This window comes from Lentzea sp. NPDC092896 (genome assembly GCF_044754905.1).
Classification (GTDB): domain Bacteria; phylum Actinomycetota; class Actinomycetes; order Mycobacteriales; family Pseudonocardiaceae; genus Lentzea.
Window position 1 is genome coordinate 2,312,126 of sequence record NZ_JBIVPX010000001.1, and the last position, 17,527, is coordinate 2,329,652.

A 17,527-nucleotide genomic window follows, 5' to 3' on the forward strand; every position below is an offset into this window, starting at 1 on the left:
TCCCCGCGGTCCCTGCCTCTACGGTGACGTCAGCAGTGGGACAGGGAGTTTTCGCATGGTGAGGCTGGACCGGCTGGTCAACGTTCTGGGCGGGTACGGGGTCCGGTTGTGTTGCTGCCCGGTGCCTCGATCGGCGGAACTGCGTGGAGTCGTGCTGCGCGATGCCGCGGACGACCGTGCCGAGGTCGGCGACGTGTACCTCGCCGTCGGTGCCGGGTCCGTGGCCGAGGCTGTGCGCGCGGCGGTGTCGGCGCGGTCCGTCGTGGTGCTCGTCCGAGGCGGCGAGGAGTTCCTGGCGGACGCCGTCGCGGTGGGGGAGTCCGAGGGGGTCGCGGTGATGCTGGCTGATCCGGCCCTGTCGTGGAGCCAGCTGGCGGGGGTCGTCTACGGCCTGGTGCTCGAAGGCAGGGAGACCGAGTCGGGACGCGGTCCCACCGACCTGTTCGCGCTGGCCGACAGCCTCGCCGCGGCCACTGGTGGCGCGGTGACGATCGAGGACCAGCTGTCGCGCGTGCTGGCCTACTCCGGCCCGCAGCAGGAGGTCGACGCGGCACGCCTGGAGACCATCATGGGCCGGCAGGTGCCCGCGTGGGTGCGCGAGTTGTTCGACGCGGCGGGGGTGCGGACGCACCTGCTCGGGTCCGATGAGCCGCTCTTCGCAGCCGGGGAGCCCGCGCGCGGACTGACCGGGCGGATGGTGGTCGCGGTCAGGGTGGGCAGGGAGTTGCTGGGGGCGATCTGGGTGGCCTGCCCGGCTCCGCTGGAAGGTGCTCGGCGCACCGCGTTGACCGACGGCGCCCGGATCGTCGCGCTGCACCTGCTGCGGTTGCGGGCCAGTGCCGATCTGGAACGCCAGGTGGAGTCGGAGTGGGTGATCCGGCTGCTGGAGGGCACGGCGGACGCCGCGACGGTGATCAGCCAGCTCGGCCTGCCTCCCGGACCGGCCAGGGTGGTCGCGGTGCGCGCGCACGTCGGGGACGAGCGGCACGCGGCCGTGTTGCTGGCGTTCGAGCAGGCGACCACCGGGTTCGGCTGGTCGCGGCCGGGACGAAGCACGTTGGCGGGCAACAGCGTCTACACGATTCTGCCGGGCGAGAAGGTCGCCGCGGCGAGGGAGTGGCTGGCGGCGTTGAGGGCCGCGCTACCCGAGAACGTCATTACGTCGGCGGGAATCAGCGCGGTCGCTGAGCCCGCGGACCTGCCCGCCGGCCGGCAGGAGGCGGACGAATGCCTGGCACTGCACGAGATGCGCGCCGGGGACACGGCTCCGCCCGCCTACGACGAGTCGTGGGACGAGATCCTGCTTCAGCGTCTGCGCACCGCGGCACGGGTCGGCCGGGCGTCGGCCCGCGGTCCCGTGGCGGACCTGCGCAGGCACGACAGCGAACACGGCACCGACCACGTCGCGACGTTGCGCGCCTGGCTGGAGGCGCAGGGCGATCTGGCGGTGGCCGGTGAACGGCTCGGCGTGCACGGCAACACCGTGCGCAACCGGCTGCGCAAGATGGGCGAGGTGACGAACCTCGGGCTGGACGACGCCGCCAAGCGGGTCGCGATGCTGATCGACCTCGCGGCGACGGTGTCGGAAACCGACAATCGCTGAGCAGCGATTGTAGAAAGTGGACAACCGGTTCGCCCCCTGTGCGCAGCATCCTGGAGTCGGGACAAGCGATGACAGGAGGTCGGGATGGACGAGCGCCTTGACGGTGGTCCGCGCTCAGCGGTGGTGGTCGGTGCGGGTGTCGTGGGCCTGTCGACGGCGTGGTTCCTGCAGGAGCGCGGCGTCGAGGTGACCGTCGTCGACCGGACCGGAGTCGCGGCCGGCGCGTCCTGGGGCAACGCCGGGTGGATCGCACCCGGACTGGCGATCCCGCTGAACGAACCGGCGGTGCTGCGCTACGGGCTGCGATCCCTGTTCAACCCGGACGCACCGCTGCACATCCCGCTGACGGCGGACCCGAAGCTCTGGACGTTCCTGGCGCGCTTCGGTGCCCACTGCCGGTGGCCGTCGTGGACCAGGGCCGTGAAGGCGAACCTGCCCCTCAACGAGGAGAGCATCGAAGCCTACGACGTGCTGACCGCGAACGGCGTCGAAGCGCCCACGATCGACGCCCCGATCACCGCGGTCTTCACCTCTCCCGCACAGGCGGCAGGTCTGTTGCGAGAGCTGGAACGGCTTGCTGCGGCGGGACAACCGGTCGACCACGCCGCACTGTCCACAGCGGACCTGAGGGAACAGGTCCCGCTGGCGTCGGCCGCGCTCGCCGCCGGTGTGCGCGTCGACGGGCAGCGCTTCGTCGACCCCGGCGGCTTCGTGCAGGCGCTGGGACGTGCCGTGGTCGCCCGTGGTGCCACGATCCGTTCTCTGGAGGTGGCAGACATCCGGGCGGACAACGCCGGTGTCACCGTGCGAGCGAAGGACGGCGACACCGTCTCCGCGGACGTGGCTGTACTGGCCACCGGTGCCTGGCTCCCGAAGCTCGCCGCACGAGCCGGCGTCCGCACGCCGGTCCAGGCGGGCCGCGGGTACTCGTTCACCGTGCCGACGCGGAAGCCGGTGCACGGCCCGGTCTACCTGCCGGAGGTGCGCGTGGCGTGCACGCCTTACCAGGACGGTCTTCGCGTCGCGGGCACCATGGAGTTCCGCGAGCCGGACGCGCCGCTGGACGAGGCGCGGGTGGACGCGATCATCGCCTCCGTCCGGCCGTTGCTGGACGGAGTGTGGTGGGAGGACCGCACCGACGTGTGGGTGGGCCCGCGTCCGGTCACCCCGGACGGTCGCGCGCTCATCGGTGCGACCCGTTCGCCGGGCGTCTACGTCGCGGGCGGGCACGGCATGTGGGGCCTGGCGCAGGGTCCGATCACCGGACGGTTGCTGGCTGAGCAGATCACCACCGGCAAACAGCCCGCCGCCCTGCGCGAGTTCGACCCGCTCAGGTGACCGCCCCGTGGAACCCGAGCACACCGACCCGCTGACCGACGGTGAGCGAGCCGAACTGGCGTGGCTGCGCAAGGAGAACGACTTCCTCCGCGTCCAGCGCGACATCCTCCTGGGCGTGGCCACCGGTTACGCCCACGACTTCGAGGCGTTGCGCCGCCACCACCACTGACCCCTTTCCTGTCCGTGCGGGTCGCGGGTCGACGAACCCGGCCCACGCGGACGCCCCGCCGTCAGGGCGGTACCTCCCCCCAGGCCGCCCTGACGGCACTTATTCCTGCCACGGAGGCATGACATGACGAGTACGACCCCACGCGTGTGGCTGAGCCCGCAGGCGCACCACCGGCTCCGCAACGAACTGATGACCCTGCTTTCGCCGATGCGCACTCGCCTGGGCGAGGAGTCCGGCGAGTCGGACTTCCTGTCCCAGCGGGATCGGGAGGCGCGCATCCACCAGATCAAGGACCTCCTCATCAACGCGATCGTGGGCGAGGACCCTCCGGACGACGGCATCGCCGAACCCGGCATGGTGCTCGCCGTCAGCTTCGACGACACGGGCGAGACCGAGACGTTCCTGCTGGGCGCACGCGGCGCGGAACACGGCACGATCGAGGTCTACTCGCCGGACTCCCCACTGGGAGCGGCCGTGAACGGTGCCCGCCAAGGAGAGCAGCGCGCCTACCAGACCCCCAGCGGCGCCACGGTCCGCGTCACCCTGCTGAACGCGGTGCCCTACGGGCAGGCGCGTGAAGGGGAGATCCGGTGACACCGGCACGTTGCGAGCCGTGGCAGGAGGTGTGCCGTGCTCAGTGACCGTGAACGCGAGACCTTGTGCGAGATCGAGCGCAACCTCAGTGACGAGGACCCGAAACTCGCTGAAACCCTGGAGGGCGCGCGGTTGCACGCCTCGCGCGATCGCCACCGCCGCGCGTCCGGGGCTCTGCTGGTCGTCGCCGCGCTGCTGAGCGTCGTCGCGATGGCGCTCGGGCACCTGACAGGTGCGCTGGCCTGTGCGCTGGTCGCCGGGTGGGCCTGGGGAAGGTGGCAGCGCCGGACCCGATCCGGAATCCACCGGAGCCGGGCGTCTGACTGATCCCCTTACTGCTTTACTATGGTACTAGTAAAGCAGTAAGGGGCTACCGTGTTCGTCTTCCGGCTCGACACCCATTCCGGCGTGCCGCCGTACCTGCAACTCGTCCAGCAGGTCCGCCAGGCGGTGCTGCTGGGCTTCCTCCAGCCCGGTGACCGCCTCCCGCTGATCCGCGAGGTGGTCGAGGACCTGGCGATCAATCCGAACACCGTCGCCAAGGCGTACCGGCAGATGGAGCAGGAGAACCTGGTCACCGGCCGGCCCGGTCAGGGCACGTTCGTCGACGAACAGCAGTCGGCCGCGATGTCGGCGTCGACCTACACGTCGTTGCACCGCGGCCTGGCGACCTGGTTGCGCCGCGCCTACGCGGCCGGCCTCGACGAGCAGGCGGTCAACGCGCTCTTCACCTCCGTGCACCAGCAGACGAGGAACGAGGGCGTGGCGTGACGGCGACCGAGTTCGCGCTGCGCACCGACGGTGTGGGCAAGCGGTACCGGAAGGGCTGGGCGCTGCGCGACTGCACCCTGGCCCTGCCGGCGGGCGGCGTGATCGCCCTGGTCGGGCCGAACGGCGCGGGCAAGACCACGCTGCTGCGCCTGGCCGTCGGGTTGCTGGCCCCGAGCACCGGCACGGTGGAGGTCCTCGGCCACGACGTCACCGCCAGCACCCCGCACACCCTGTCCCGGGTCGGGTTCCTGGCCCAGGACCACCCGCTGTACAAGCGCTTCACCGTCGCCGAGATGCTCCGCTTCGGCCGGGCCTGCAACCTGAGGTTCGACCAGGGGCTGGCCGAGCGCAGGCTGGCGAAGCTGGGCATCCCGCTCGACCGCAGGGCCGGCACGCTCTCGGGCGGGCAGCAGGCCCAGGTCGCGCTGGCTCTGGCCCTGGCGAAGCGGCCGGACCTGCTCGTCCTCGACGAGCCGGTCGCCAGCCTCGACCCGTTGGCCCGGCACGAGTTCCTGCAGGTCCTCATGGGCGCGGTGGCCGAAGGCGGGGTGACCGTCCTGTTCTCCTCCCACGTCGTGCACGAGCTGGAGCGCGTCTGCGACCACCTGATCGTGCTCAACAACGGCCGGGTCACGCTCACCGGTGACATCGACACCCTCCTCGCCGAGCACCGGCTGCTCGTCGGCCCGCGCACGGCCACCGGCCTCGACCGGGCCGGCGCCGTCGTGGAGGCCGTCCACAGCGACCGGCACACGACCCTGCTGGTGCGTGACGGCGCGCTCCCGGCCGCGCCGGGGTGGCAGGCCCAGCCGGTCGCGCTGGAGGACCTGGTGCTGGCGTACCTGCGCCGGCCGTCCGAGCCGAGCACCGCGGACACGTCGGAGGTGACGGCATGACGTGGTTGATCTGGCGCCAGCACCGGGCCGAGGTCTGCGTCCTGGGTCTGCTCGTCGGCTTGTTCGGCGTCGCCCTGCTGGTACTCGGGTCGCAGGCCCACGACCTGTTCCCCGGCGGTCCCGCCCTGTGCGCGGGAGACGCCCGCATCAGCGACGCCTGCACGGCCTCCTTCCGCCGGCTCGACGACGAGTACGGGTACGTCGAGAACCTCCTGGCGGCCTTCTACCTGGTCCCCGTCGTCATCGGCGCGTTCCTCGGCGCGCCGCTGCTCGCGCGCGAACTGGAGGACGGCACCTGGCAGCTCGCCTGGACGCAGGCCGTGCCTCGGATGCGCTGGCTGGCGGCCAAGCTCGTGGTGCTGGCCGGTGTCACCGTCGCGCTCACCGGCGTGTTCACCGCGGTGCTCACCTGGTTCCGCGAGCCGTTCGACGCGTGGGAGGGGCGGTTCCAGTACGACGCCTTCGACCTGCAGGGGCTTGTTCCGGTGGCGTACGCGCTGTTCGCGTTCGGCGTCGCCACCGCGGCCGGGGCGATCCTGCGGCGCAGCCTGCCCGCGTTCGGCGTCGCGTTCGGGGCGTTCCTCGCCGCCCGGATGGCGGTGGCGCTGGTGGCCCGACCCGCCTACGCCACCCCGCTCACCAGCACGGAACCGGTCCCCGTCGGCGGTTCGAAGGACCAGGCCGGGCACCTGCCCGGCTTCGCCGACTGGACGATCGAACACGGCTACGCGGACGCCACCGGGCGCAGGCTGAGCTCGACCGAGTACTACGAACTGGAGGGCGCCGCCGACCAGGCCGGCACCAACCTCAACCAGTTCCTGCACGCGCGGGGCGTCCAGCAGTTCGACGTCTACCACCCCGCCGACCGGTTCTGGACGTTCCAGCTCATCGAGACGGCCCTGTTCGCCGCCGTCGCGGCCGTCCTGATCGGTGTGGTGGTGTGGCGGGTGCGGCGCCGCATCATCTAGTGCCCTGAACACGAACGTTCTACCGCGCCGATGCGTCCTGCCCGTTCTCGAAGTACGACACCAACTCCGGAGCGAGGTCTTGCACCTCGTGCGGGACGCCTCCGGCGCGGAGGGACTCGGTGGCCCGCACGCCGGCGGCGACGGCCATGCGCGCGGCAACGGGTGAGGTGTCCGTGATGCCGCCTTCCCGCGCGAAACGCAGGAATTCGGCTACGAGGAGCGGATCGGCCCCGCCGTGTCCGTCGTCGCCCTCGTCGTCCGGCACGTGGTACTGGAGGTCGGCCTCGTCGCTGTAGTACGAGCGACGGGAGTTCCAGACCTTCACCACGGAGCCGGGGCCGTCGCCGAAGTTCTCCAGGCGGCCGGCGTCACCGATGACGGTGTAGTTGCGCCAGTAGTCCGGGGTGAAGTGGCACTGCTGGTAGGCGGCCAGCACTCCGTTGTCCAGGCGCAGGTTGACCAGTGACACGTCCTCGACGTCGATGACGGGGTTCAGCCCGCGCTGGGTGTGCGGCGGCCAGTTGCCGTTCTCGGTGTGCCAGTCGGCGTGCTTGGGCTCACCGGGCGGACGCCGGTGCGGGTTGTCGCCGTAGACCATCAGGTCGCCGAAGGCCTGCACCTGCCGGGTGTAGCTGTTCGCGAGCCAGTGCAGGACGTCGAGGTCATGGCTGGCCTTCTGCAGCAGGAGTCCGTTGGTGTAACGGCGTTCGGCGTGCCAGTCCTTGAAGTAGTAGTCGCCGCCGGAGCCGACGAAGTGCCGCACCCACACCGTTTTGACCTGGCCGATCTCACCTCGCGTGATGATGTCGCGCATGAGGCGGACCACCGGCATGTGCCGCATGTTGTGCCCGACGTACAGCCGGCTGCCGGTCTCGTAGGCGGTGCGCAGCAGTTCGTCGCACCGCTCGATCGTGATGTCCAGGGGCTTCTCGACGAAGACGGGCTTGCCCGCCTTGAGGGCCTGGCACGCGAGGTCGGCGTGGGTGTGGTCGGGGGTGAGGACCACCACCGCGTCCACGTCCGGGGACTCGATGACCTCCCGGTGGTCGGCGGTGACCAGTGCGCCGGGGAAGGCCTCGTCCGCTTCCGCCCTCATGGCCGCGTCGTGCTCGGCCAGTGCGACGACCCGGCTGCCCGCTCCGGGGCGGTGGGCGATGCGGGCGATGGATCCGCGAAGCCCGAAGCCGAGGACGCCGAGACGGAGGTCGCGGTGGAGATGGGTGTTCATGGGAAAGCCTTCCGCACGGCGCGAATGTGGAGTGGGGAAGGCGGCCCGGGACCGGACGCCCCGGGCCGCCCTCGGTCAGCTCACGGTGATCTTGTCGATGTCCGGTGCCCAGCCGGAGGGATTCGAGATGGTGACGGTGTTCCCGCCGCCGGCGCGCAGAACCAGTGACACGGTGGTGGTTCTCGTCGTGTTCCAGTCCGGAGTGGACGGGAAGGTGATGGTCTGGGAGGCCAGGGCGTTGGCCTGGATCCGCGCGGTGCGGGACTCCTGGGAGGCGTAGTGCAGCGTCACGGTGCGCGTCCCACCGGTGCCACCGTCGACGTTGTTGAACCTGAGGGTGCCGCTGTTGCCGATGTAGCCGACCTTGCTGCCGCCGGAACATCCGCCGCACGCACTGGTGACGGCGCCGCCCGCCAGGGTGTTGCCCGTGGCTTCTGCCTCGTAGCTCCCCGTGGACTGGCCGGCGCCGACGGTCATCCCGCCGAGGTCGAGCCATCCGTCGGCGTTCTGGCCCGCGTTGGCGAAGCGCAGCTTCTTGGCGTTGGCGTTGATCGTCTCCAGTGGATTCCTGGCCTTCAGGACGAGCCGGTAGCCGCCGGTGCTCAGACCGGACAGGTCGACCGGGGCGTCGAAGTACCGGGCGTAGCCGAAGTCCCGGTAGGTGGGGTCGGCGCCGACTCCCCAGTCGGGGAAGGCGCGGATGCGGGTGGGCTGGATCTGCCGCAGGTCCCAGGAGGTGTCCCACGTCCTGACCACGTTGCCGGCCGAGTCCTTCAGACCGAGGCTGACGGTCCAGGGGTAGTAGAACGGGGCCACGCCGGTGTTGTCGATCTGCACGCCCACCTTCGTGGTGCCCTGCGCGGTGTTGTGGAAGTAGGCGTTGCGGACGGTGAGGTTGTAGCCCATCAACCGGACCGCCGCGGCCACGTTGGGATCGCCGGGGGAGTACTCGAGGCTGCGTTCGTTGATCTTCCACGTGGTGTGCTCGAGCTCGATGCACGCCTTCATGTTGTCGACGGGGCCGGAGCCTCCCGGCCAGTTGGCGAACGCGACGGACTGGATCTCCGGGCGGACCTCGCCGCCCATCGAGGCCGTGGTCCACCGGTTCTCCACGCCGTGCTCCAGTGCCTTCTGCAGCTGGGACCAGGACGCGCCGCCCATGGAGACCGGCAGCGTCACGCCCTGACCGCCTTCGCGGTAGCAGAACGAGTCGTCGTGGTAACCGATGCGCGGCAGGGTGTCGGCGGCACCGCCCGCGTTGTCCGCGTAGCGCAGTTCGAGCCTGGTGCGGGTGAACGCGCGGTTGTAGGTGTTGAGGATGTCGGCGGCGTTCGCGTCGGTGGGCATGTAGTTGGGATAGGTGTCGCCCGAGGTGTCGGTGTCGTAGGGCCAGGTGTGCCACTCACCCCACAGGCCGATCAGTCCCAGGTGGATGTAGCCGAGCCGGGGGTCGCCGTCGTAGCGCGCGCCGAACGCGGTGATGAAGTTCTTGAGCCCGGTCATCAGGAACGGGTTGTCGTAGTCGGGGCTCGTGGTGTCCCAGTAGGCGTTGTGCCGCATGGGGACCTGTCCGTTGAAGCACGCGGGGATCGCGTTGCCGGGATGGGTGCCCGTGCCGCCGCCGGGATACTCCATGTACAGGCGGATCGCCGCGTGGTTGCCGGCCGCCGCGATGGTGTTGAGCGCGTTGTCCACGATGCCCCAGTTGTAGCTGGAGCAGTTGTTCGGGTCCGTCATGACCTCGGACAGGCCGAAGTAGGCCCACGTCAGGGAAAGCGGGTAGCCGGCGTTCGGGTCGGTGCCCGGCTGCAGGAACCGGGCGAACCCCTTGAGCGGGTTGTCCAGCGGCGCGTCGGCGGTGGCGAGGGCGTGGGCGGGCAGGCTCGGATCCGGGGCGGGGCCGGGGGCGGGCCGGGCCGGCACGCCCTGCGCGGACAGGTCCGCGGCCTGGGTGAGTCCGGGCATCGCGGCGGGCAGCAGGGCGACAGCCGCGGCGCACAGGGCGGCCACCAACCTCCGGCTTCTGGGCGTGGCGGTGGACATGGAGCGACCTCCAGGGGATGAGGAGAGCTGCAGGGTCCCAAATAGTTCCGCTTGAGGATTGACAAAGTTTCACTATTCCTCATCAATATGTAGCAACAGCGCCCCACTGGCAAGAGGTGAGGTGCGAAGGTCCCGATGCGGAGGCGTGTCCATGAGCGCCAGCAAGACCGCGACACCGCGGCGACGCGATGATCGCAAAGTGTTCGTGGACGCCGGCAGACCTACCGCACCGCCGCGGCGACGCGACGACCGCAAGGTGGCGTGGCTGTTCCTGGCGCCGGTGCTGGTGGGGTTCGTGCTGTTCTACGCGTACCCGACCGTTCTGGGCGTCTACTACTCGCTCACCGACTACGGCATGTTGGCGGCACCGAACCTCGTCGGTGTGGAGAACTACCGCGACCTCGTGGACGACGACAAGTTCTGGAACGCGCTCAAGGTCACCGGCTACTACGTCGTGCTGAACATCGTTTCGCAGACCGTGCTGGCCCTCGGTCTGGCCACGTTGATGCACCGCCTGACCCAGTCGGTGGCGATCCGCGCGATGCTGCTGGTGCCCTGGCTGGTCCCCAACGTCACAGTGGGCCTGCTGTGGATGTGGATGCTCGACGCCAACCTCGGCTTCGTCAACCACGCCCTGGGTGCGATGGGGTTGGGCGCCACCGGTTTCCTCACCTCGCCGACGTGGGCGATGCCGACCGTCGCGGGCATCAACACCTGGGCCTACGCCGGCTACACCGCTCTGCTGCTCTACGCGGGAATGCTGCAGATTCCCCGATATCTGTACGAGAGCGCCGCTCTGGACGGCGCGGGCGAGTGGCGGATGTTCACCCGCATCACGCTGCCGCTGCTGCGCCCGGTTCTGGCGCTGGTGCTGGTGGTCTCCCTGATCGGCTCGTTCCAGATCTTCGACACCATCGCGGTGACCACCAAGGGCGGGCCGGTCGGCGCCACCAGGGTCATCTACTTCTACATCTACGAACAGGCGTTCACGAACTTCCGCATGGGCTACGCCTCCGCTATCGCCGTCGTGCTCGCGCTGCTGCTCGGGGTGCTGACCGCCGTGCAGATGCGGCTGCTGCGCGCCTCCCGCTCGGACCTGGCATGAGGAGAGTGCCCATGACCTCCGCCCGCACCCGGATGCCGCTGAGTCAGATTCCTTTGGGCCGCATAGCCGCGTGGGCGTTGCTGGCCGTGGCCGCGGTGGCGACGATCTTCCCGTTCTACTGGATGGTGCGCACCGCGCTCACGCCCGCGGCTGACCTGTACACGGACGCCACGGGCCTGCTGCCCGAGCACCCCACGGCGATCAACTTCCTCCGGGTGCTCGGGCTGACGACCCAGCAGGAGGCGCGGGCGGCCGGCGGTTCCGGGGCCAAGGTCGACTTCCTGCGCTACCTGGTCAACTCGTTCGTCTACTGCGGACTGATCACCGTCCTGCAGACGCAGTGCTGCGCCATGGCCGGCTACGCGTTCGCCCGGCTCCGCTTTCCCGGCAGGGACCTGGTCTTCGGCGTGCTGATCGCCGCGCTGATGGTGCCGCCGATCTTCACCCTGCTGCCCAACTTCGTGCTGGTGAAGAACCTCGGCTGGCTGAACACCTTCGCGGGCATGGTCGCCCCGAGCGTGCTCATGACGCCGTTCGCGGTGTTCTTCCTGCGCCAGTTCTTCCTGTCGATCCCGCGGGAGATCGAGGAAGCGGCCACATTGGACGGTGTGGGCGGCTGGGGCATGTTCTGGCGCGTGGTGCTGCCGATGAGCCGCGGCCCGTTGCTCACCATCGGGCTGACCACCGCGGTGTGGTCCTGGAAGGACTTCCTCTGGCCGTTGCTGACCGGCCGTGACGAGAAGACCAGGGTGCTGACCGTCGCGCTCGGGATCTTCCAGCAGCAGTCGCCCAACGTCCAGCCCGACTGGACCGGGCTGATGGCCGGTTCGACGCTGACGGTGCTGCCCGTGCTCGTCCTGCTGATCTTCCTCGGCCGCCGCCTGGTCGAGTCCCTCAACTTCACCGGCATCAAGTGAGCCGGCCCGATCCGAGAGGCGAACCACCCATGCGATCGACACGACGGCGCGCCGGCGCCCTCCTGCTGAGCCTGGCCCTCACCGTCCCCCTCGCCGCCTGCTCGAGCGGTGGCGACGGTGCCGGGGGCGCGACGACCCTGGACTACTGGCTGTGGGACGACCGGCAGCTGCCCGCCTACCAGGACTGCGCGGACGCCTTCCACGCCGCGAACCCGGACATCACCGTCAAGATCACGCAGACGGCCTGGGCCCAGTACTGGCAGAACCTCACCACCCAGCTCGCCTCAGGCGACGCGCCCGACGTGTGGACCAACCAGAGCACCTACTACCCGCAGTTCGCCACCCAGAACCAGCTCCTGGACGTGGAACCCTTCGTCAAGCGCGACAACGTCGACCTGTCGGCCTACCAGCCGGGTCTGAGCGAGGTGTGGGTCAAGGACGGCAAGCGCTACGGGCTGCCGAAGGACTGGGACACGATGGCGTTGGTGGTCAACACCGGGCTGCTCGGCAAGCAGGGCGTCGATCCCGCGCAGCTGGAGAACCTCACCTGGAACCCGTCCGACGGCGGCACGTTCGAGCAGGTGATCGCCAAGGCCACCGTGGACGCCAACGGCCGCAACGGTCTCGACCCCGCGTTCGACAAGAACAGCGTGCAGGTCTACGGGTTCCTGCCCGAGTGGGCCGACGGCGCCAACGGGCAGAACGGCTGGGCGATCTTCGCCGCCGCCAACGGGTTCAGCTACCTAGACAAGAACCCGTGGGGCACCCACTACAACTACGACGACCCCAAGCTCGCCGAGACCATCGGCTGGTTCAAGCGCCTGATCGACAAGGGGTACGCGCCCCGTCTCGACAAGCAGTCCAGCGTCGCCAACTCCGAACTGCTCATCGCGGGCAAGGGCGCGATCACGATCGCCGGCTCGTGGACCATCCTCACCTTCATCGACCCGAAGGTGAAGCAGGAGCTCGCCTTCAAGCCACTGCCGACCGGCCCGCAGGGACGCAAGAGCTCCATCAACGGCCTGTCCGACGCAATCTGGGCCGGCAGCGAACATCCGGACCAGGCCTGGAAGTGGGTCAGGTTCCTGGGCTCCGCCGACTGCCAGGACCGCGTCGCCCAGCGCGCCGTGGTCTTCCCCGCCATCACCAGCGCCAGCCAGAAGGTGGATGCCGCGCACAAGGCCGCGGGCCGCGACGTGCACGCCTTCACCGACGCCGCGAAGAAGGACACCTTCCTGCTGCCCGTCACGGAGCACGGCACCGAGCTCAACCCGATCGTCCAGGACGCCATCCAGTCCGTGATCCTCGGCGACGCCAAGGCAGAGGACGCGTTGAAGGAAGCGAACAACAAGGTCAACGCCCTCTTCAAGTAGCCGGTACGTCGTCTCGCGAGAGGACACCCATGGCCCAGTTCCTGACCGTCGGCGGCCGCACGTTCGGCGCCGAGCTCGAGGGCAGTGCCGTTCCGCGACTCGTCAACGGAGGTCTGCTGCTGCCGCCCGGGAGGGTCGCGCTCCTGCACGGACTCGGCGACGCGTTGTTCTACCGGCACGGACACAACTCCTGGAGTCCGTGCGGATGGCGCCGTCTCTCCGACGTCCCCCTGCGCATCGCCAGCGCGGAGCGCCGCCTCACAGCGGACGACACCACGTGGGACGACCCCGGCCGCCACCACTCGTCCGCGGTCGCCGCACTGGAAGGACCTGACGGGAAGGTCCTCCTCCTGGGGGCACTGGGCCTGGGGGTGCCCCGGCTCGCCGCCGACCGGGACACCCTCGTCGGCTTGTACGAGTCCGGCGGGTCCCCGTGGCTGCTCGCGTACGGCGAAGAGGACGAGGTCTTCGCGGCCTACGCGGAGCACCTCGGCGCCCGCCTGGGGCACAGCACCAAGCGGGCCGGCAACGTGTGGTGCAGCTGGTACGCCTACTACGAGAACATCACCGAGGAGCTGCTCGCCAAGGACGTCAAAGCCTTGCAGGGCCTGCCTTTCGACGTCGCCCAGATCGACGACGGCTGGGAGGAGCAGGTGGGGGACTGGCACGCCAACCACAAGTTCCCCGCCGGGATGCGCGCACTGGCGGACCGGATCACCGACGCGGGGCTGCGTCCCGGTCTGTGGCTCGCCCCGTTCATCGTGCACCCCGGCTCGCGGACCGCGCGCGAGCGACCGGAACTCCTGCTGCGTGACGCGGGCGGAGCGCCGGTCGTCGCGGGGAACAACTGGGGGACCGGGTACTGGACGCTCGACCTCACCCTGAACTCGGCGCGGGAGCACCTGCGGGAGACCGTCCACCGCGTGACTCACGAGTGGGGGTTCACCTACCTCAAGCTCGACTTCCTCCAGGCCGGCACCACACCGGGGGCCCGTTCCGCCGACGTGGACCGCGAAGAGGCGTACCGGTCCGGCCTGCGCGCCATCCGGGAAGCGGCGGGGGAGGACGCCTACCTGCTGGGCAGCGGCGCGCCACTGCTGCCCTCGCTCGGCCTGGTCGACGGGCTGCGCAGCGGACCTGACGTCGCCCCGATGTGGGACCACTACGCCACGCAGGACCCGTCCGACGCGTTGGCCCGCAACGCCGTCGTCAACACCCTGCACCGCCTGTGGCACGCGCCGTTGCTCGAGGTCGACCCGGACGTCGTGTACTTCCGCAGCCGCCTCAACCTGCTCACCGACCGGCAGCAGAGCTGGCTGCGCGACCTGGCCGACATCTGCGGCTTCCGCGCGATCTCGGACCCGCCCGGCTGGTTGCGCCCCGACGAACTGGAGGCGATGACCCGGTACCTGGACCACCGGCCCGACATCCGGAGGCTGGGCCGCTACCTGTTCGCGCTCGACGGCCGCGAGGTCGACTTCACCCCGGCGGTCGACCCGGACGTGGAGCAGGTGTATCCGATCGCCTGAGCCCGGCGCGCGACCGGACTTAGTAAACTGCGTAGCATTATTCAGAGGTGGCTACGCGCTTTTCAGAGGGGCACAGCATGGCGATGAGCGGAACGGACCTCTCCCGGATGCGGGAGCTGAACCAGCTGTCCGTCCTGTGGGCCCTGCGCGGCACCGCGCCCTCGACCGTGACCGAGCTCGCGGGCCGGACGGGCCTGTCCCGGCCCGCGGCGGACGTGCTCGTGCAGCAACTGGTGGCCGACGGATGGGCGGAGGTCGAGGAACCGGGGGCCAGCAGCACGGTCGGGCGGCCCGCCCGGCGCTACCGCTTCCGCGCCACCGCCGGGCACGTGCTCGGCATCGACATCGGCGTGCACAAGATCCTCGTCATGCTCTGCGACCTGGAGGGGAACCTGGTCGGGTCGCTGCGCCGCCCGGCCGACCCGCAGGCCGGTCCCGACGAGCGGCTCGCGGCCGTGGACCAGACCATCGACGACGTGCTGCACGAGGCCGGCATGGTCGCCGCCGACCTCTGGGCGATCACCGTCGGAGTGACCGGCCCGGTCGACGAGAGCGGGCGCACCATCGTCGCCACCCCTCTGCCAGGGTGGCGCGACGCCGATCCCGTCGCCCACCTGCGGACGCGGTTCACCTGCCCGATCCGGGTGGAGAACGACTGCAAGCTCGCCGCGGTCGCCGAACGCTGGAAGGGCGTCGCCCAGGACGCGGACGACATCGTCTACCTGCTCGCCGGGCTGCGCACCGGCGCGGGCCTCATCATCGACGGCACGCTGCGCCGCGGTCACGGCGGTGTGGCGGGCGAGATAGGAGCACTCAAGGCGGTGCGCTGGCTCAACGCGCCGGGCCACCTCACCGCCTACCCCGGAGCGCCCACGGGCGCCAAACCCGGCGAGGCCGCGGCCTGGGTGTTCCAGGCCGCACGGGAGGGCGACAGCGCGGCGAAGACGGCCGTCCAGCGCTACATCCGCGACCTCGCCGTCGGCGTCGCGGCGCTCGTGCTCACCCTCGACCCGCAGATCGTCGTCTACGGCGGCGGCTTCTCCCGTTCCGCCGACCTCGTCCTCGACCCGTTGCGCCGCGAGCTCGCCAAGCACTGCCTGCGCGTACCGGAACTGCGCGCGTCCACCCTGCGCGACGAGGGTGTCGCGCTGGGGGCTCTGCGACTGGCGCTGGACCAGGTCGACAACACGTTGCTCAGCAGCGAACTCGCCGCGCCGGTCGCGCCCCAGTTCTCCTGACGCGACCGTCCACAGTGCACACCGCCGGCTTCTCGCGTCCGGTCAGGCCTGCACGACCTGAAGCCCGCGTTCGCGGAACCGCCTGACGTCGTCCTCGTCGGCGCCGGTGTCGGTGATCAGCACGTCGATCGCCGGCGTCGCGCAGATCGAGGCGAACGCCCGCGCCCCGATCTTGGAGGAGTCCGTCACGACCACGACCTTGCCGGCTCGCTCGGCCAGCAGCCTGTTGATCGCCGCTTCTCCTTCGTGGTGCGCGGACGCGCCTGCGACCGCGTCGATCGCGTCCACGCCGAGGAAGGTGATGTCGAGGCTCAGTTCGTTGAGGATCTTCTCCGCCAACGAGGACATCAGCTCGTAGGACTGAGCCCGCGCCACGCCGCCCGTCACGACGAGCTTCACCTGAGGTCGCACCGAAAGCTCGTTGGCGATGTTCAACGCGTTGGTCACCACCGTGATCACGGCATCGCCGTCCGACCGGGCGACCAGGGTTCGTGCGACCTCGGTCGTCGTCGTCCCGCCGTTCAGCCCGACCACCGCGCCAGGCCACACCATCTCCGCCGCCGCCCGCGCGATCCGCTGCTTCTCCTCCGCGTGCCGCACCGTCTTGTAGCGCATCGGGAGGTCGTAGGCGACCGCGTGGGCCACCGCGCCGCCGTGCGTCCGGGTCAGCAGCCGCTGCTCGGCGAGGTGGTCCAGATCCCGGCGGATCGTCGCGCCCGAGACCTGCAGCCGCTCCGAGACCTCGTCCACCTCGATGCGCCCTCGCTCGCCGAGGATCTCCAGCAGCGCGTTCAGCCGCTCATATCTGTTCATCAATGCCTCCGAACGAACATCATCGCGCACGGCGGTGTGCGGCCAGCGCCGCACCACGGCAGCCCGCCAGGCCACCGAGCGTCGCGCGGACCAGTCGCGGCTCGCGTTGGAACGTCAGGCGAGCCGACAGGCCTCTGGCCAGTGGCTCGAGCAGGAGCCGGTCGGCGCCGGACAGGCCACCTCCCACCACCACGACCTCGGGCGCGAGCACGCTCGCCGTCCAGGCCAATGCCGTGACCAGTCCCGAAACGGCCTCTTCCCACACGCGGACGGCCTCGGGCTCACCCGCCTCGACCCGGCGAGCGACGTCGACGGCGCCGGAGACCTCCCCGCCGGTCAGGGCCGTGTAGCGGCGGGCGATGGCCGCTGCGGAGGCGACGGCCTCCAAGCACCCCGTGCTCCCGCACAGGCAGGGCTCGCCGTGACCGACGTCGACGTGGCCGAGTTCGCCCGCGTACCCGTCGCCGTCGTGCACGTGGCCGTCGGTCACCAGAGCGGACGCGATGCCGGTGCCGATCGGGACGAACAACATCGTGCGTGCGCCACGACCGCCGCCGAGCAGGTTCTCGGCGAGCGCGCCGGCACGCACGTCGTGGGTGAACGCGACGGGCCGCCCGAGGCGATCGGCGAGCAGGTCGGCGAACGGTACGTCCCGCCAGCCCAGGTTCTCCGAGAACACACCGACGCCACGCCGCTCGTCCACGATGCCGGGCACCGCGACGCCCACGCGGCCGGACGGCAGTTCTTCCGCCAGATCGCCGACCGCGTCCAGGACTTCCGGTACCACGGAAGGCCCCCGCCGAGGTGTCGGACGCGACCTCGTCTCGAGCACGGTCCCCGCGTCGTCGACGAGCACCGCTTTGATGGCGGTGCCGCCGACATCCACGCCGAGCACTGCCACGGAGCCCCCGGTCTGATCGAAGATGCTCATTTAACGAGTCA

17 protein-coding genes are annotated in these 17,527 nt (G+C 70.3%); 13 read left to right on the plus strand and 4 right to left on the minus strand.

Annotated features, from left to right (window positions below):
- Window positions 1-55: 55 nt before the first annotated feature.
- The 8 genes from ACIQF0_RS10240 to ACIQF0_RS10275 all read left to right on the plus strand — a co-directional run bounded on the left by ACIQF0_RS10240 (window position 56) and on the right by ACIQF0_RS10275 (window position 6,339).
- Window positions 56-1,603: a PucR family transcriptional regulator gene (locus ACIQF0_RS10240; RefSeq protein ID WP_401026981.1), complete on the plus strand. Its 1,548-nt coding sequence runs from the start codon at window positions 56-58 to the stop codon at window positions 1,601-1,603.
- Window positions 1,604-1,687: 84 nt separating this feature from the next.
- Window positions 1,688-2,941 carry an NAD(P)/FAD-dependent oxidoreductase gene (locus ACIQF0_RS10245; protein WP_401026982.1) on the plus strand — a complete coding sequence of 418 codons (1,254 nt, stop codon included), beginning with the start codon at window positions 1,688-1,690 and terminating at the stop codon, window positions 2,939-2,941.
- Window positions 2,942-2,948: 7 nt separating this feature from the next.
- Window positions 2,949-3,110: a hypothetical protein gene (locus tag ACIQF0_RS10250; RefSeq protein ID WP_401026984.1), complete on the plus strand. Its 162-nt coding sequence runs from the start codon at window positions 2,949-2,951 to the stop codon at window positions 3,108-3,110.
- A 123-nt stretch (window positions 3,111-3,233) separates the two neighbouring features.
- On the plus strand, window positions 3,234-3,704 hold the full coding sequence (locus ACIQF0_RS10255) for a GreA/GreB family elongation factor (protein ID WP_401026987.1): 471 nt from the start codon (window positions 3,234-3,236) through the stop codon (window positions 3,702-3,704).
- A 36-nt stretch (window positions 3,705-3,740) separates the two neighbouring features.
- Complete coding sequence (locus ACIQF0_RS10260) at window positions 3,741-4,031, plus strand: DUF3040 domain-containing protein (RefSeq protein ID WP_401026990.1); 291 nt, start codon at window positions 3,741-3,743, stop codon at window positions 4,029-4,031.
- Window positions 4,032-4,079: 48 nt separating this feature from the next.
- On the plus strand, window positions 4,080-4,475 hold the full coding sequence (locus ACIQF0_RS10265) for a GntR family transcriptional regulator (protein ID WP_363855237.1): 396 nt from the start codon (window positions 4,080-4,082) through the stop codon (window positions 4,473-4,475).
- A complete protein-coding gene (locus ACIQF0_RS10270; RefSeq protein WP_401026993.1) occupies window positions 4,472-5,371 on the plus strand; it encodes an ABC transporter ATP-binding protein in 900 nt (299 codons plus the stop codon). The genes ACIQF0_RS10265 and ACIQF0_RS10270 overlap by 4 nt, the downstream gene beginning before the upstream one ends.
- Window positions 5,368-6,339, plus strand: coding sequence for an ABC transporter permease subunit (locus ACIQF0_RS10275; RefSeq protein ID WP_401026996.1), 972 nt, complete (start codon window positions 5,368-5,370; stop codon window positions 6,337-6,339). The genes ACIQF0_RS10270 and ACIQF0_RS10275 overlap by 4 nt, the downstream gene beginning before the upstream one ends.
- A gap of 19 nt (window positions 6,340-6,358) precedes the next feature.
- On the opposite strand, the gene ACIQF0_RS10280 is transcribed toward ACIQF0_RS10275, so the two are convergent.
- Together ACIQF0_RS10280 and ACIQF0_RS10285 are read right to left on the minus strand one after the other, a co-directional pair.
- Complete coding sequence (locus ACIQF0_RS10280) at window positions 6,359-7,567, minus strand: Gfo/Idh/MocA family protein (RefSeq protein WP_401026999.1); 1,209 nt, start codon at window positions 7,565-7,567, stop codon at window positions 6,359-6,361.
- Between the two features lie 75 nt (window positions 7,568-7,642).
- On the minus strand, window positions 7,643-9,610 hold the full coding sequence (locus ACIQF0_RS10285) for a DUF4832 domain-containing protein (protein ID WP_401027001.1): 1,968 nt from the start codon (window positions 9,608-9,610) through the stop codon (window positions 7,643-7,645).
- Between the two features lie 151 nt (window positions 9,611-9,761).
- On the opposite strand from ACIQF0_RS10285, the gene ACIQF0_RS10290 reads away from it, so the two are divergent.
- The 5 genes from ACIQF0_RS10290 to ACIQF0_RS10310 all read left to right on the plus strand — a co-directional run bounded on the left by ACIQF0_RS10290 (window position 9,762) and on the right by ACIQF0_RS10310 (window position 15,772).
- Window positions 9,762-10,715: a carbohydrate ABC transporter permease gene (locus ACIQF0_RS10290; protein WP_401027003.1), complete on the plus strand. Its 954-nt coding sequence runs from the start codon at window positions 9,762-9,764 to the stop codon at window positions 10,713-10,715.
- Window positions 10,716-10,726: 11 nt separating this feature from the next.
- On the plus strand, window positions 10,727-11,632 hold the full coding sequence (locus ACIQF0_RS10295) for a carbohydrate ABC transporter permease (RefSeq protein ID WP_360030234.1): 906 nt from the start codon (window positions 10,727-10,729) through the stop codon (window positions 11,630-11,632).
- A gap of 29 nt (window positions 11,633-11,661) precedes the next feature.
- A complete protein-coding gene (locus ACIQF0_RS10300; protein WP_401027006.1) occupies window positions 11,662-13,005 on the plus strand; it encodes an ABC transporter substrate-binding protein in 1,344 nt (447 codons plus the stop codon).
- Window positions 13,006-13,034: 29 nt separating this feature from the next.
- Window positions 13,035-14,534: a glycoside hydrolase family 36 protein gene (locus ACIQF0_RS10305; RefSeq protein WP_401027009.1), complete on the plus strand. Its 1,500-nt coding sequence runs from the start codon at window positions 13,035-13,037 to the stop codon at window positions 14,532-14,534.
- 77 nt (window positions 14,535-14,611) lie between these two features.
- Window positions 14,612-15,772 carry an ROK family protein gene (locus ACIQF0_RS10310; RefSeq protein WP_401027011.1) on the plus strand — a complete coding sequence of 387 codons (1,161 nt, stop codon included), beginning with the start codon at window positions 14,612-14,614 and terminating at the stop codon, window positions 15,770-15,772.
- Window positions 15,773-15,814: 42 nt separating this feature from the next.
- Here the strand turns inward: ACIQF0_RS10310 and ACIQF0_RS10315 are convergent, their stop codons facing one another.
- Window positions 15,815-16,585: a DeoR/GlpR family DNA-binding transcription regulator gene (locus ACIQF0_RS10315; protein ID WP_401027013.1), complete on the minus strand. Its 771-nt coding sequence runs from the start codon at window positions 16,583-16,585 to the stop codon at window positions 15,815-15,817.
- A 19-nt stretch (window positions 16,586-16,604) separates the two neighbouring features.
- Complete coding sequence (locus ACIQF0_RS10320) at window positions 16,605-17,516, minus strand: ROK family protein (RefSeq protein WP_401027016.1); 912 nt, start codon at window positions 17,514-17,516, stop codon at window positions 16,605-16,607.
- Window positions 17,517-17,527: the final 11 nt, after the last annotated feature.

What these genes read in the sequence shown, in the direction of transcription:
- ACIQF0_RS10240 (WP_401026981.1), top strand. Translation starts at nt 56, where the DNA reads ATGGTGAGGCTGGACCGGCTGGTCAACGTTCTGGGCGGGTACGGGGTC.
- ACIQF0_RS10245 (WP_401026982.1), top strand. Translation starts at nt 1,688, where the DNA reads ATGGACGAGCGCCTTGACGGTGGTCCGCGCTCAGCGGTGGTGGTCGGT.
- ACIQF0_RS10255 (WP_401026987.1), top strand. Translation starts at nt 3,234, where the DNA reads ATGACGAGTACGACCCCACGCGTGTGGCTGAGCCCGCAGGCGCACCAC.
- ACIQF0_RS10275 (WP_401026996.1), top strand. Translation starts at nt 5,368, where the DNA reads ATGACGTGGTTGATCTGGCGCCAGCACCGGGCCGAGGTCTGCGTCCTG.
- ACIQF0_RS10280 (WP_401026999.1), bottom strand. Translation starts at nt 7,567, where the DNA reads ATGAACACCCATCTCCACCGCGACCTCCGTCTCGGCGTCCTCGGCTTC.
- ACIQF0_RS10285 (WP_401027001.1), bottom strand. Translation starts at nt 9,610, where the DNA reads ATGTCCACCGCCACGCCCAGAAGCCGGAGGTTGGTGGCCGCCCTGTGC.
- ACIQF0_RS10290 (WP_401027003.1), top strand. Translation starts at nt 9,762, where the DNA reads ATGAGCGCCAGCAAGACCGCGACACCGCGGCGACGCGATGATCGCAAA.
- ACIQF0_RS10295 (WP_360030234.1), top strand. Translation starts at nt 10,727, where the DNA reads ATGACCTCCGCCCGCACCCGGATGCCGCTGAGTCAGATTCCTTTGGGC.
- ACIQF0_RS10300 (WP_401027006.1), top strand. Translation starts at nt 11,662, where the DNA reads ATGCGATCGACACGACGGCGCGCCGGCGCCCTCCTGCTGAGCCTGGCC.
- ACIQF0_RS10305 (WP_401027009.1), top strand. Translation starts at nt 13,035, where the DNA reads ATGGCCCAGTTCCTGACCGTCGGCGGCCGCACGTTCGGCGCCGAGCTC.
- ACIQF0_RS10310 (WP_401027011.1), top strand. Translation starts at nt 14,612, where the DNA reads ATGGCGATGAGCGGAACGGACCTCTCCCGGATGCGGGAGCTGAACCAG.
- ACIQF0_RS10315 (WP_401027013.1), bottom strand. Translation starts at nt 16,585, where the DNA reads ATGAACAGATATGAGCGGCTGAACGCGCTGCTGGAGATCCTCGGCGAG.
- ACIQF0_RS10320 (WP_401027016.1), bottom strand. Translation starts at nt 17,516, where the DNA reads ATGAGCATCTTCGATCAGACCGGGGGCTCCGTGGCAGTGCTCGGCGTG.